Raw genomic sequence first — 14,003 nt, 5'->3', positions numbered from 1 at the left:
GTGAATAAGAAGGATTTAATATGTAAAAGAAGAATATGGAATAGTATTTAATTTAAGGAGGAATAAACATTGTATCATACAATTGAAGAATTTTTGAATGAATGGACTCATGAGGCGAATTTGACGCAAACGGTTTTAGAGCATCTAACAGATGAATCTTTATCATTGAGAGCTACCCCTGAGTATCGTTCGCTAGGCAGTCTTGCGTGGCATCTTGTAACATCCCTTCATGAGATGCTTTCCCGGACAGGACTTGATTTTGTTGGTGCCGAGCATGAGGCATTAGTTCCATCGAATGCTAAGGAAATAGCAGACAGCTACTTGATGGCAAGTGAAAATATGATTGCAGCAATGAAAAAACAATGGACAGATCAATCTTTAAATGAAATGGACGATATGTATGGAGAAAAATGGCCAAAAAGTCTTACATTATCAGTTCTGAACTCACACCAAATTCATCACAGAGGTCAATTAACCGTTTTAATGCGTCTAGCAGGGCTCAGAGTTCCTGGGATGTATGGTCCTTCTCGGGAAGAATGGGCAGATGCTGGAATGGAAGCTCCTACGAATTAACTCCTAATGAAATTAATCTGTCACAATATTTAACTTATGTATCTTAAAAATAACCGCTTTAGAAAAGAAGTTTGACTGGATTATTGAATTACTTCAAAGGGATAAGGAAAGTATTTTCTTTGTCCCTTTATCATTAATCGCCGTTGTACATCATGGTCTAAAGAAGCAATACCCGTATCAGAGGGAATTTAAAAAGGGTAAAATTCCTTGTATTAGAAATTCACCCTATTTTTTAATATATAAAACAAATTAATTCCTTCAACATCATATGTTAAAATTTTCCATTATACTTCCTTATTCATCCAATTTATTGTTTTCATAATTCCTTCTCTATACGTTGTCCGCGGTAAGTGCCCTATTTTTGCTTCATACTTCTTACCGCTTAAAATTACGGGATCCTCTGTTAAGTACATCATCTCTACCATCTCCCTCATAAATGGCTGAAACATTCCTAGGAAGAAAATCATTTTTTTTGACACGATTCTAATCGACTTTTTATATCCTAGTTCCTTACGCAAAATCTCAATAATTTCTTCTCCCGTTATCGGATGTGCTGATGGGATATTCCAGCATTGATTGTAAGTATCCTTTCTAGAAGCTAGCTCCACCACCGCCTGTGCACCGTCAAACGTATAAATGAACTCTCGAGCTACTTTGAGATCACCAACAAAATTTGCAGCTTTGTTTTGAATCACATTTTTGAGAGTTTCATGTAGGAGGGTACTTTCTGCGTTAGGTCCGTACAAATCTGGCAGATGGACAATTAAATAAGGAACGTTATTTCTCTTCAATGTTTGTTCCATTGCAAGCCTGATTTTTCCCTTTTTAGTATGTGGTTCTTTCTTTGCATCTTCATTTACTTCTGCTTTGGATTGCCTCCCATAAGCATAAATATTATCCACTAGAGCAATTTTTGCTTGCTGTATCTTCGCAACCCGAACCAAAATTTCCATGCACAATGGATGCTTCTTATCCCAATCTTGATAAGGAAAGCTCACTGCATGAAAGATTACATCCACACCATTTGCTGCCTCGAGTACCTCCTTTTCCACTAATACATCCCCTGAAAAAATAGTTACCCTTGATTCATGCTGATAAAGATCATGTAATTTTTCCTTTCCTCTAGCAAAAGCAACTACATCCACCCCACGATTATTCAATTCACGAACTAATGCATAGCCTATTCCACCTGACGCACCTAGTACTAATGCTTTCTCCATTAATAACTTCCTTTCCTAATTATTAACCACTGGTCAAATAATACAAAAAAATATATATGCAAACTCTAAACCAGAAAATGATTTAGAGTAGTTCTATCCATTTAATCCTTTTATTATAAAAATAACATGTGACTTAGCCGCCAGCTTCGCTTCGTCAAAATTTTTAACATATCCGCGGTAATGAGAAACAAAACCATGAAGTGCTATAAATGCAGACCATATATCTATTAATTCATGTTTTTTCGTGGACAAGGATTGGACTGTTTGGGCAAACTTTTGATAACTAAGGTTGGCTGCTGTTTGAGATAAACTATCTACCTCCGTATTTCTTACCATAAACATGATTTCATACTGGCTTTGGTGGTTTAAACCAAACTCAATAAAGCGAATAAAAACGTTATAGAGCTTTGTTGTGTTATCTTCAGGACCTTGAATGGATTCTTCCAATAAATTGTTTAGTTTAGAAAAGTCATCTTCTACAATTGCATAAAACAGTTCAGCTTTATTTTTAAAGTGGTAATAAATCGCACCATGACTGCAGTCTAGCAGTTTTGCAATGCTTCGCATGGAAACTTGCTGAAAACCTTGTTTGACAAACTGAGTTCGTGCTTTCTGTAAGATGATCTCTCTTGTCAGTTCTTGAGAAGTGGTTTTACGAGGAGACATCTTTTCAACTCCTTTATTGACCATTGGTTAATTATAAGTATAACATCTTTTTTTTCGCGGTAAAAGGTTATTTAAAGTAAATATAATTTTAACATGAAATTTAAAAAGTTTTGTACCCAATTCGAGCCTAAAGGGGTGGATATTTCTTTTATTAAAATCTAAAATGGTACAATAAGCATGAAAGGATGTGTAAGGATGGCGATTACATTACCGCATATTGAAGATGCAAACCGGACTACATATCTTCCGCCAAAGGGAGAGTTTGAACGTTTTACAGATGAATCCCACTATATTGAAAAGGTTCGTGAATGGGGATTATCAACTACAAAAGAAGTGAAGAAGGAATTCTGGTACAAGGAAAGAGATCATCAGCGCATTGTTAAGATTAAAGGATTTGAGACATATGGGCAAGCTGAAGAATTTAATACGGTCATAGTTGAATTTCAAGATGGAAACCTGAGCTGCATTCATCCAGCTTATCTAAAGGAAATGCAGGCATCAAGCTTTGGGAAGGTGTCATTCTCTGACGTTGCTGAACCATCCCCAGCACCGTCGAAAAAAAGCGAGCAGCCTAATGCCGCCAAACCAAAGGCTGTAAAAAAAGAGACGGCAACAAAGAAAGAAAAACAAACTAAAATTGAATTGCCTGAAGAAAAGGTCCATTTTACAGCGACGGTTAAGCAGTTTGCTTTAAGCTGGAATCATTTCAATGAAGAAAATGATGAAGTCGTCGTTTTCGAAAATATTGTGATCGAACAGGAAAATCCAATTAAAATTGGACTTGCCTGGTGTGCCCACTCTAAAACATTGAAGAAATTTGAACTTGCACCTGGTGAAAAACTTGAATTCGATGGGAAAATCGTGAAGAAAAAATTGCCTAATGGAAAAGATGCCGAAGAAGATTTTATTGTTACAAACCCAGTTTTATACAAGATCAATAACCCTTCCAAGTTAAAAAAAAGCTAAATGAACGTGGTCACGTTCATTTAGCTTTTTTGCTTAAAATTACCACCCCTTCCCTCTTCCCTTTTTTGTTACACTTTTAAAGTTGAAGGAATTTGGAGGGATGAATGGATGAAAAAATTATATCTGCTGCTTGCGATCATTCTAATTTTTTCAGGAGGATTTATAGCTGGCTCTTTTTTTTCTATGAAAAACAGCTCATCAATACCAAAAACTATCAGTCTAAACCCTCCGTCTTCGAAAGAATTAGAACAAAAGGCAGCACCAAAACTAGAGCAGATAGCATCAAAATTGCTGATTGGCTATGTTCAGGATTTTCGGGATCCGTCTGTAGTGAACTACAGTCAATTAACACATGTGATCTTTTCATTTGCCCATCCGACGAAAGATGGAAGGCTTTTATTTAACGGAGATACCGCTCTTAACAATTTACGCGCAATGGTTACAAAAGCCCATCAAAACAAAACAAAGGCAATACTTGCCATCGGGGGCTGGTTCCATATAAATGGCGGTGAGTCATATGATTATTTTAAATCTGCGATTGCGAGCCCTGATGCACGGACAAAGCTCGTTAATGAACTGATGAATCTGGTAGCGACTGAGAATTTAGATGGCATTGATATCGATTTTGAACATCCGCGTTCAAAGAAAGATGCAGAGGACCTCAATGCTTTTACCCAAGAATTAAGCTCAAAGCTTCACCCTCAAGGAAAGGAACTTTCCATTGCAGTACACTCAAAGATTCATAGTGTAACTGGAACTGAGCTTGGATTTGTCGTTTATGAGCCCACTATGTTTCAGTATGTTGATCATGTAAACATTATGGCATATGACGGCCAATGGGATGGCGGATATAATGCAGCTAATTTATCCCCCTATCCGTTTACAGAGAATATCGTAAACTATTGGACTGCTCTTTTTGATAGACACAATCTATCGAAGGAAAAGCTTGTCCTTGGAGTTCCTTTTTATGCACAGCCAGAGGATCCAAATAGTAAACAAGTTTCCTATGAGGCTCTTATTAATAATAATCCTGACAATGCAGGAAGAGATTCTGTAAGCTTGAATGGGACAACCTATCATTATAATGGAGAAAAAACGATTCAAAGGAAAACGAAACTCGCACTTGATCATGGTTTTGGGGGCATGATGATGTGGGAAGTGGGACTAGATGCAAAGGATGCTTATAGTTTGACAGCAGCTATCTCTGAAGAAATGAAGGAAATCAAGTAATCAAGACACTTTACTCCTTTATTATGCAGGGGGAGAAAAACTATATAAGCTATGAAATAATTTGGAGTCAGGTACGGACACGAATTTACTTGATTTCACTAAACCTGTCCGAAGTGGCCCCGAGTTCGGACATCCTAGTCAATGAGTTCACTATACTTGTCCAAAGGTAGATCAGGTTCGGACCCGAATGCGCTTGATTTCACCTCACCTGTCCGAAGTAACCATAAATTCGGACATCCAAGTTTATGAAATTACTAAACCTGTCTGAAGCAGCAACAGGTTCAGATACAAATGCCCTTTAACTTAAAAAACTAGTCCAAAGTCAAAAAAAGGGCACGAAAACCATTACGGTTTTGTTCCCTTTTTTCTTTGTAATTAGCTGCTAAGCTTATTTATCCCCACTCTACAACTCAAATTCCCATTCGTCTTTCAAAATCATGTAAAGGATTAGTAATGTATCTTCAATTTCACGACCGCTTTTTCCTTCTAGTGGGATGCCACTCTTTTTGAAGAGGATTTCAGCTACTTGTAGGGTAAGTTCATTTCTTTCTTCTAATGGCAATTGCGGAAACCGGCTGCAATATGTTTTAACTAGATTCCATTCCTTCGAGCTTAATGTTTTCAGGGTCCATTCTTCAATAAGCAGATCTTCTTTTGCAAGTCCTCTTTTTTCAATTTCGCGATCAATAGCAGTCAGCTTCTTTTTCTTCTTTGCTTTTCGCTCATGGACAACGATTGTCCCTGCGACAAGATCGCCAATCCGCTTATGTTTTGAATGGAAAAAGATCATAATCAGCCCAAGAAAATAATTAGCTGGCAAGGAGTCAATTATTCGGAGCAGATTCCGGATAAAGCTTGAAAGCAATGTTAAACTATGTCCGTTATCTTGAATGACCCGAATCCCAATCATTTTCTTTCCAATCGTTTTTCCACCTGAAAAAAATTCAAAGACAAAGAAATAGCCCCAGTTAATGAGAAAGATGACGATAATGGTAATCGCTAATGGTAGTGAAGTCATCTCCAAAAGCATTATATCTGCTGTTCCATACATAAATAAGAAAAAAGCAACGATGATTAGAATATTTACAACCATTAAGAGCAATTGGTCGATAATAAATGCAGCCGTTCGACTGCCTAATCCTGCAAGCTGAAATTGAAGGGAGACAAATTCAGGTGTTTTAATCCCCACATTCTCTTGATTCATTTAGTTTCCCTCTCTTCTGTTGTTGAATTTCGCTAAAGCGGTTTCTATTTTTCTACAAAATTACTATAATAAGGAGAAAAGAAACATATTCCCATTATTTAAAAGTCAAACCTAAAGAAGGTGTTAATATGAATGTAAAACAATTTGTTAAACAGCACCGGGAGGAATGGAAACAGCTTGAACAGCTCGTGACCAACCTCCACAAAAGGAGAAATCGGATAGCTGGAGCAGATATCGATCAGTTTCATCGGCTCTATCAAAAGGCAGCACAGAACTTGTCATACTGCCAAACATACTTCCCGGCCGAAGAAGTCACACCATACTTAAATGGCCTCGTTTCGAAATCACATAATCTATTATATAAAGACCAAGTTTCAAGCTTGAAGCAGATTCGTTACTTTTTTAGTACGAAATTTATAGGTTTATTAGTAGAGCAATGGAAGTTTGTCCTTGCTGCGATGATTTTATTTACCCTCGGTGCTGCAGGAAGCTTCATTTCTGTTGTTAATGATCCATTGCATATGTACGCCATCCTACCGCCAGAGATAGCACAAGGAGTCGATCCTAGTGCATTAGGATCAAGTGATGGAGAGGTCGATTCTTCATTTATGTCTGCGAGCATAATGACAAATAACATTCAAGTGGCCATACTGGCTTTTGCAGGTGGCGTTACCTTTGGTCTTTTGACCGTTTATTTACTAATTTATAATGGCATCCTTGTAGGTGCGCTTGCTGCTCTATTTTGGCATCATGGAAAATCGTATGATTTTTGGGCTTACATCGTTCCTCATGGGATGATTGAGCTTACAGCCATCTTTATTGCAGGCGGAGCAGGTTTATTAATGGGCTATAAGCTCTTCGTCCCTGGTAAGTTTTCAAGAGGGTACCAATTAAAGCAACAAGCGAAACGGTCAGTCCAGCTGCTACTCGGTACAATCCCGCTCTTTGTCATTGCTGGAATCATTGAAGGCTTTATTACCCCAGCAGCCATTTCGCTAGAAGCTAAATATATCGTTGCCTTTATAACCGTCATTGGTCTGTTCCTCTATGTGATGATTGGAAAGCTTTTACTTTTGAAAAATAGACCTACAGCAGATTTCGATTCATAATATCAATATAAGAAGATACAGCTGCGGTTGCTAATCTTTCTTCCCGGGCCTCTATCATTTGGAGGCCTTGTTTTTCCCATTTGATCTTTTCCTTTTTCTTAAAGAGCATTTGCTGCTGAGCGATACTTTTTATCATGGCCATTTGTACATTTTCTGGCTGCATCTGTATTCTCTTCTGGATCGTCATATCTTCAATCCCTATCATGAGAAACAAATGTCGCTGTCTCATCCTTTTTAAATAGGTTAAAGCACTTTCTTCATGCAGGAATGTACGGACATCACTGAATAATAGGATAAAACTGCGCTTCTTCTGCATCGTTTCTAAATAATGCAATACTGCAGCGTAATTCGATTCCGCTGCATCCACCTCGATGTTGTATATCGCTTGGAGAATGGTTTGCAAGTGTGCCATCCCTTTTGCTGCGGGAACGAACACTTTTACATCCTTTGAAAAAGCAAGTACAGATACATAATCCCCTTTTTGGAGAGCTGCTGCTGCAACAGTGATGGCAGCCTCTAATGATTTTTCTAAACGGTTCCCTTTTTTCAGTTCTGCTCCCATCATTCTGCCGCAATCAATTAAGATCGTCATATGCTTTCCATGCTCGGGTTCATATTCATTCGTCATCACTTCCCTGAGCTTTGCTGTTTGTCTCCAGTTGATATTGCGTGGATCATCCCCTACGACATACGATCGAATTTTGGCAAACTCACCGACACCGCTTTGCTGCTTTCGGATTTTCACTCCTTCATACAGTAAAAATTTTTGTGCATTCTCCAAGTATTGTTTCGTTTCTGTTAAATCTGGAATCACTTTAACAGCATTTGACTGTTCAATCGTTAGCTGTTTTTCCCATAAACCTAATGGACTTGAATAGCGAAAATAGATTTTATCGATCTCATACTCTCCCCGTACCGGTGCAATCACTTCATATGCAGCAAGAACAGTCGTTTGCGTAGAAACATTCCCTTTTAGCGGGAATTGCTGAATAAACGATTGTGGGATGCCATCTATTAACCGATACGATAAAGAATAAGGCGAGTTATTTTTTATTTCAATCTGGACTTGATAAGTAATGCCTCTTTCCATTTCTGCAGGAGCCATCCTTTTAAAAGAAAGCTCCTTTTTTTTCGCTGAAAACAGCAAATCGAATAGGCTTGCAATCAAAACAAGTATATTTACCGTAAGTAAGAACGTCCAAGAAATGTCCCAAATGGATACAATGACTAAAGCAATAGATAAAAGAGTAAAAAGCAATAATAACCTTTTGGTCGGTAAGACTCCTTTACCTTGGAACAGGAATCGAGCCCACAAGCTCTTCAATGATTTGGTCAACAGTCAATCCCTCCAATTCCACATGTGGGGAAAGTTGAATACGGTGCCTTAATGCAGGTTTGGAAACCATCTTTACATCATCTGGTGTCACATAGTCCCGTCCAGAGAGGTAAGCCCATGCTTGAGCCGCTTTCCCAATGGAAATCCCGGCTCTCGTGCTCGCACCGAAACGAATCGATTCAGTCTCCCTTGTCCTTCTGACCAACTGCATAATATAATCAATAACCTGATCTTCCATTGTTACTTTTTCAATCTCTTTCTTGACTGCTGAAAAAGTGTCCATATCAAGAATGGATCCAAGGGTTTGTTTATCAAATTTTTTTTCAATCACTTGTTTTAGGACATTTTTTTCCTCATCAAAAGATGGAAAATCAATGTGAAGCTTGAATAGAAAACGATCCTGCTGAGCTTCAGGCAGCGGATAGGTACCTTCAAACTCGATTGGGTTCTGTGTGGCCACAACGAAAAATACATCAGGTAATAGATAGGTTTCGCCTTGTATCGTTACTTGTTTTTCTTCCATCGCTTCAAGAAGTGCCGCTTGTGTCTTCGCTGGAGTACGGTTAATTTCATCAGCTAAAAGGATATTCGTAAAAACGGGACCCTTAATCGTTTGAAATGTGTTATCTTTCATATTGTAAATCGTGCTTCCGGTAATATCACTTGGAAGCAAGTCAGGAGTGAACTGTATTCTGCTAAAATCTCCTCCGAGCAGTGCAGCGAGAGTTCTGACCATTTGAGTTTTACCTGTACCAGGTACTCCTTCTAGAAGGACATGCCCCCCTGCTAAAATAGCTGATAATAGGAGTCTAAGATTTGTATGTTGACCTAAAATTCGTTCTTCATATTTTTCCAATAAAGATGTTATTTCTGTCTTCAAGATTCCTCCACCTCTTTCCTTAAACGGTCAAGCCTTTTTGACCATAGCAAGTATTCTTGCTTGTTTACATGTTCTTTTTGTAGGATTGTGATTAGTTCATTTAAAAATGTTTTAATCTCGTATGCAGGTATGTTTGTCCACTTTCGTTCTAATGGAGCAGAAAGATCTTTCCATTCTTTGCTGACTGGAATCCCCCATCGTTCTTGAAGCAAAAGCTTCACATAATCAGCTTGATATGATAATGATTCTTGGTATCGCCGGCCTCTTAAGTACCAGGCAGACAAGGCGCGAATGCCTTCATCACTAAATCGAACGCTCTCTTCCCTCGGGATAAAGATCGGTCCGAATCGCTTTCCGTGTGCTATTAGCCATAGAATCGCAATGAGCGCACTTTGCAGCAGCAACAGTAAAAACCATTTTGGATACAATGTCAAAAATGTGGAGCTGTTTTGAGCTCCATGAACAAATTCATCAAATAAGAGACTTGTATTCTCTTCTTCATTTATTAAAGAAAGAATAAGAGGAAGATGATCAACGCTTAAAATGCTGCCATTTATTATCCATTCAGGAGAGTTAGAGACAATTAATTGTCCTTTGCCAAACGATCGTTTGAAGGCAAGTACTCCAGCTTCATCTTTTAGCAAAATTTTATCTTGTTCGTTTGTTTGAAGACGGATAGGCGAATGCAAATCAGCACGATAACCAGTCCCATTATTGTCACTTACACGTAAATCCTCGCCCAAATAAGTGTCAGAGCTCAAATGCTCGATTTCAATATCAAACATCCCTTTCGGATTCGTATGAAACAATAGGATGGTATTCCCTTTTTCCATAAACTCCAAGTACGCATCCATTTCTTCCTTTTCAGGGATAAAATAAGGCTCCACCATTAGGAGCAAATGCTCATCTTCACTTTTTGGCAGGTTTTCAGGAGAATGCAACCATCTGTTTACTTCTCTTTTATCCTTTAAATATGTATAAAATGCCTTGACTCCAGTTGGTGATGGAGATTCAGACACATAATTTGGATATGGTTTTGGCTGTTTGGAAAGACCGAAATAACTAAGGAGTATAAATAGAATAAGAAGAATACCTAGCCAAATCCATGGTCGTCTCTTTTCAAGTGTCTTTTGCAAATTAGCAGCTACCTCCTTTCTACACCAAATTCACGTATCTCCTCTGAATTTTCGAGCCACTTCATTGCAGTGATTCGAAACTGTAAAAACTCCTCTATTTGGATATTGTGCTTACCATAAGTCACTTCATCAAATAATCGTGCAAGGTGATAAAATTGATCCGCCCACTCTTGATTTACTTTACGGAGCTCATCATAATACTCCCAGTTCGTCTTCCAAATTCGAGCAACAAGCCATTCTTTTTCATGAAAATAGAGAAGCAAAGCTAAAAATAAATGGCGGGTTGCCAATGTATACTCTCCGTTTGCTTCATGTTTTTGCGATTCTGATAGATGTCTTTGAAAGGACCAATTCATTTCATTCATAGATTGTAATGGCTTATGATCATGCAGCATCCGATTTCTTTTTCTATTCCGAAAGATAAAAAAAGCAATGACACCAAGGGAAATGATCATGATAACAATGATTCCAATGAGGATGGGTCCTGCTGCAGCACTAGAAGGAGCAAAGGAAGGAAATAAATCTGCTAACAAATCGGCAAACCAATCCTTCACCTTTTCCCACCATATGGAAATTAATCCTTTCGAATCATCGTAATAAGCCTGATATTCGCGTTCCTTAAGTATTTCCTCAAGCTCATCTCTTGCCTTGCTATCCTTTAACATTGATCGTCACCTTTTAATAAGACTTGTAATCTTCAATCATATCTTTAATATCATCCGCATCATGTCTTGTTTTCAAATCAAGATACATGACGGCGTATCCAACAGTGAGTAGCATAGTTGTCAAAATGGTTGCTAAATTGACAATGATTGATAATAGGACACTTTTTCCTAGAAAGATCCCAAAGGTGATCTCGATTGCGCTGCTAATTGTCGTTATGATGATATAAAAGATAATATAAAGCCCCATGAGCAGCCATGTACGCTTTTTCGTAAGCCGCCAGCTTCGGGTAAAGCCAGGTGATTCCCGGTCTAGAACGACAGAGCCAAAGTAAAAGCTCCAGCGAGTCAATAAGTATCCAATGCCAACAGCAAAACCCAAAAATAGTAAAACAGCAAAAATGATCCCGATTGCCGGATGAATGATAGCTCCGAAAACACCTGTAAAACTAATCATAAGAATGGGTACAATGATTAATCCAAACGTAATTAGTCCAAATAAAATCGTGCTTCCTAAAATTGGCCAAAAACGGGAAAAGGCTTCTTTAATGACAGAACCTACTGAATATTCCTCATTTTTTCGGATGTGATTTATCGCAAAAAGAACAGCTGCTTCTGCTACTGGGAACAAGATGATTCCAAATAAACCAGTCAATATTAATGAAATATTAGCACCAATCGAACTGTCAAGCGGGATAGCTGTTTCATCAAAACTCGAAAGAATTTGCTCAAACCATAATTCTCCACTTCCAAGTTCTCTGAAAAAACTAACCCCTGATAAAAGCTGAATAATTGCTTGCAGTAAATAAATAGGTCCCATTAATATAAGTAAAATCAAGAAAAAGTCTTTAAAGCGGTTTTTACTTAAGATGAACGTATGATCTAATATTTCGCCAAAGGTTTTGGGCTTATTAAATTTAGTATCCAATAGTTGAAATCCTCCTAATTAGAATAATAGTCATATCGCCTATTTTAACATTTTTCTGGCATTTATTGTGTAAAAACATGTAAATTGATATGAAACGCAGAAAATGAGAGATAAAATATAAGTTCTATTGACGTGTATGGTATTTGTTTTGATAATGTGCCAAAGCAAGTAAAGAAAAAATAAAACGATAGCTGTGGTAATGAATATAAAAGTCACCCGCCATTCCCTGCCCCTTAGGATAATCCGTTGTCCAGTCCTTATGATGGAGATGATTCAATAGATAATTTATTCCGGCATTTATTGCTTTTGTTGGTTTGTCAGAGACTGCAATTAAAGCATCCACCGCCCAAGCCGTGTGAGTTAGTGTGCTTGCTTTTAATGGGATATAGGATTGTTTACTATCACTTTTACATGACTCCCCCCAGCCGCCATCTGGATTTTGAATAGATAATAGCCAAACGCTTGCAGCCCTAACGGAATGATGAGTTTCTCCTACAGCTGCAGAACGGAGTCCGGTTATTGCTGCCCATGTTCCATATATATAACAAATCCCCCACCGTCCATACCAGGAGCCATCCTTTTCTTGATTACGAAGGAGCCAATTCATTCCGTTTTTAATTGCTTCATGATTTTTTGATAGATTTGTACATGAGCATAGAAATTCTAAAGTTCTCCCTGTTAAATCTGCTGAAGATGGATCAGTCAGCAGAAATTCTGCTTTATCAATCGGCAGCATTTTTACTAGCCTGCTATTCGTATTTTTTTCAAACGCAGGCCATCCTCCATCATCGTTCTGCATGGATAATGCCCACATAACTCCTCTATCCCATGATTGACGGTAATTTGGGGCGTTTTGGACATTTCTTGCAATCGCACGTAAAGAAGCCGTTGTATCATCCACATCAGGATGAAGCGTATTATTATCCGAAAATCCCCAGCCTCCTGGAAAGCTGGAAGGATTATGAATGATCCAATCCCCGTATTTATAATGCTGCTGACTAAGCAAATAGTTGTTGGCCCTTTCTAGCATTTGTTTCTTTGTCGAGAGCCCAGCTTCCTGTATAGCATAGCTAATTAATGAAGTATTCCAAACAGCAGCATTCGTATATTGTATATGAGTCTGACCATTTATCTCACATTTCATTGACTTTAAGCCTTTCACTGCCTTAATAATGATCGGATCCTTTTTCGAATAACCTAATGACAACAAGGCAAATATCATTAAAAACGTGGAGCTAAAGTAACCTAGGAATGTTCCATTCGGTTCAATACGTGCAAGCATATATTGTTTTGTCTGCTCCGTTGCTAGTTTATGAATATAGCTTGGCAGCCCAATAAGGCATTTGATTCCTTTCTCAATCGTTTCATATAAGGAACGCCATTCTTCCGTGTTATGAAAATGAACAGAATCGTTGTCAGAGTGATCATGCTTTCGAGTCAATAAATCGGACAAATCGGGACTGTCCTTTGAGCGAAGACAATATTTTCGATCAGCTAGAATCATGATTGGAGCCATATTTGCCCTGCCAAACACGGAAAAACTATAAAAATTTATTGGGAATGTAGGCGGCAGCAATATTAGTTCTATGGGCAACGGGAATCGAGCTGGCCATTTCAGCTGACCAGTCATCGCAAGCATGAGTTTTGTAAGCAGATGAACGTTGTCTAAACCGCCATTTGCTAATATATACTGTCTTGCCTTTTTTAACCGAAGATCCTGCTTCCTGTAATATCCAGAATAAAGGAGTGCATAATAAGCCTCTGCGGTGGCTGTAATATTACCCTCTCCTTCATCATAATAAAGTTTCCATGCTCCGGTTTTCTCCTGTTTACTTATTATTCGATCTGTCAGCTGTTTGATTAAGATTTCATCATGAATTTCTAATGTTCTTAATAAAATGATCATATAACAATCAGTGGATATTCCTGTTTCGAACGGATAATCCCATGAACCATTAGGTGATTGATCTTGCTGCAGCTTTTCTATCAGCTGGTTTATTCCTGCACTGATGCGGCTCTTCATCATTTTTATTTCTCTCCCTGCTTTTTGATATATACAAATACATATTCAACTTTTGCAAGAACCATTCATT

At 38.2% G+C, this 14,003-nt stretch carries 13 protein-coding genes; 4 read left to right on the top strand and 9 right to left on the bottom strand.

What is annotated here, in order from left to right; translation table 11 throughout:
* Positions 1-69: 69 nt before the first annotated feature.
* On the top strand, positions 70-573 hold the full coding sequence (locus FI644_RS22420; protein ID WP_053476052.1) for a DinB family protein: 504 nt from the start codon (positions 70-72) through the stop codon (positions 571-573).
* 284 nt (positions 574-857) lie between these two features.
* On the opposite strand, the gene FI644_RS22415 is transcribed toward FI644_RS22420, so the two are convergent.
* Positions 858-1,793, bottom strand: coding sequence for an SDR family NAD(P)-dependent oxidoreductase (locus FI644_RS22415; RefSeq protein WP_053476053.1), 936 nt, complete (start codon positions 1,791-1,793; stop codon positions 858-860).
* Between the two features lie 93 nt (positions 1,794-1,886).
* Entirely contained in the window at positions 1,887-2,459 is a 573-nt protein-coding gene (locus FI644_RS22410) for a TetR/AcrR family transcriptional regulator (protein WP_053476054.1), read from the bottom strand.
* Between the two features lie 195 nt (positions 2,460-2,654).
* On the opposite strand from FI644_RS22410, the gene FI644_RS22405 reads away from it, so the two are divergent.
* Together FI644_RS22405 and FI644_RS22400 are read left to right on the top strand one after the other, a co-directional pair.
* Complete coding sequence (locus FI644_RS22405; protein WP_142108833.1) at positions 2,655-3,425, top strand: hypothetical protein; 771 nt, start codon at positions 2,655-2,657, stop codon at positions 3,423-3,425.
* A gap of 108 nt (positions 3,426-3,533) precedes the next feature.
* Positions 3,534-4,655 carry a glycosyl hydrolase family 18 protein gene (locus tag FI644_RS22400; RefSeq protein ID WP_053476056.1) on the top strand — a complete coding sequence of 374 codons (1,122 nt, stop codon included), beginning with the start codon at positions 3,534-3,536 and terminating at the stop codon, positions 4,653-4,655.
* A 403-nt stretch (positions 4,656-5,058) separates the two neighbouring features.
* On the opposite strand, the gene FI644_RS22395 is transcribed toward FI644_RS22400, so the two are convergent.
* Positions 5,059-5,859 (bottom strand): RDD family protein, encoded by an 801-nt coding sequence (locus FI644_RS22395; RefSeq protein ID WP_053476057.1) that lies wholly within the window; start codon positions 5,857-5,859, stop codon positions 5,059-5,061.
* Between the two features lie 128 nt (positions 5,860-5,987).
* Here FI644_RS22395 and FI644_RS22390 point away from each other — a divergent pair, with 128 nt between their 5' ends.
* Positions 5,988-6,968: a stage II sporulation protein M gene (locus FI644_RS22390; protein ID WP_053476058.1), complete on the top strand. Its 981-nt coding sequence runs from the start codon at positions 5,988-5,990 to the stop codon at positions 6,966-6,968.
* Here the strand turns inward: FI644_RS22390 and FI644_RS22385 are convergent.
* The 6 genes from FI644_RS22385 to FI644_RS22360 form a co-directional block, all read right to left on the bottom strand.
* Positions 6,946-8,304 (bottom strand): DUF58 domain-containing protein, encoded by a 1,359-nt coding sequence (locus FI644_RS22385; protein ID WP_056684691.1) that lies wholly within the window; start codon positions 8,302-8,304, stop codon positions 6,946-6,948. The genes FI644_RS22390 and FI644_RS22385 overlap by 23 nt on opposite strands.
* Positions 8,255-9,184, bottom strand: coding sequence for an AAA family ATPase (locus tag FI644_RS22380; RefSeq protein ID WP_053476060.1), 930 nt, complete (start codon positions 9,182-9,184; stop codon positions 8,255-8,257). Before FI644_RS22380 ends, FI644_RS22385 begins: the two co-directional genes overlap by 50 nt.
* Positions 9,181-10,320 (bottom strand): DUF4350 domain-containing protein, encoded by a 1,140-nt coding sequence (locus tag FI644_RS22375; protein ID WP_053476061.1) that lies wholly within the window; start codon positions 10,318-10,320, stop codon positions 9,181-9,183. The genes FI644_RS22380 and FI644_RS22375 overlap by 4 nt, the downstream gene beginning before the upstream one ends.
* A gap of 8 nt (positions 10,321-10,328) precedes the next feature.
* Positions 10,329-10,985, bottom strand: coding sequence for a DUF4129 domain-containing protein (locus FI644_RS22370; protein WP_053476062.1), 657 nt, complete (start codon positions 10,983-10,985; stop codon positions 10,329-10,331).
* A 13-nt stretch (positions 10,986-10,998) separates the two neighbouring features.
* Positions 10,999-11,910, bottom strand: coding sequence for a hypothetical protein (locus tag FI644_RS22365; protein ID WP_053476063.1), 912 nt, complete (start codon positions 11,908-11,910; stop codon positions 10,999-11,001).
* Between the two features lie 124 nt (positions 11,911-12,034).
* Complete coding sequence (locus tag FI644_RS22360; RefSeq protein WP_053477528.1) at positions 12,035-13,933, bottom strand: terpene cyclase/mutase family protein; 1,899 nt, start codon at positions 13,931-13,933, stop codon at positions 12,035-12,037.
* Between the last annotated feature and the right edge of the window lie 70 nt (positions 13,934-14,003).

The sequence above is a fragment of the Cytobacillus solani genome, from assembly GCF_006704205.1.
GTDB lineage: Bacteria > Bacillota > Bacilli > Bacillales > Cytobacillaceae > Cytobacillus > Cytobacillus solani.
This window is presented reverse-complemented; position numbering and strand designations above follow the sequence as displayed.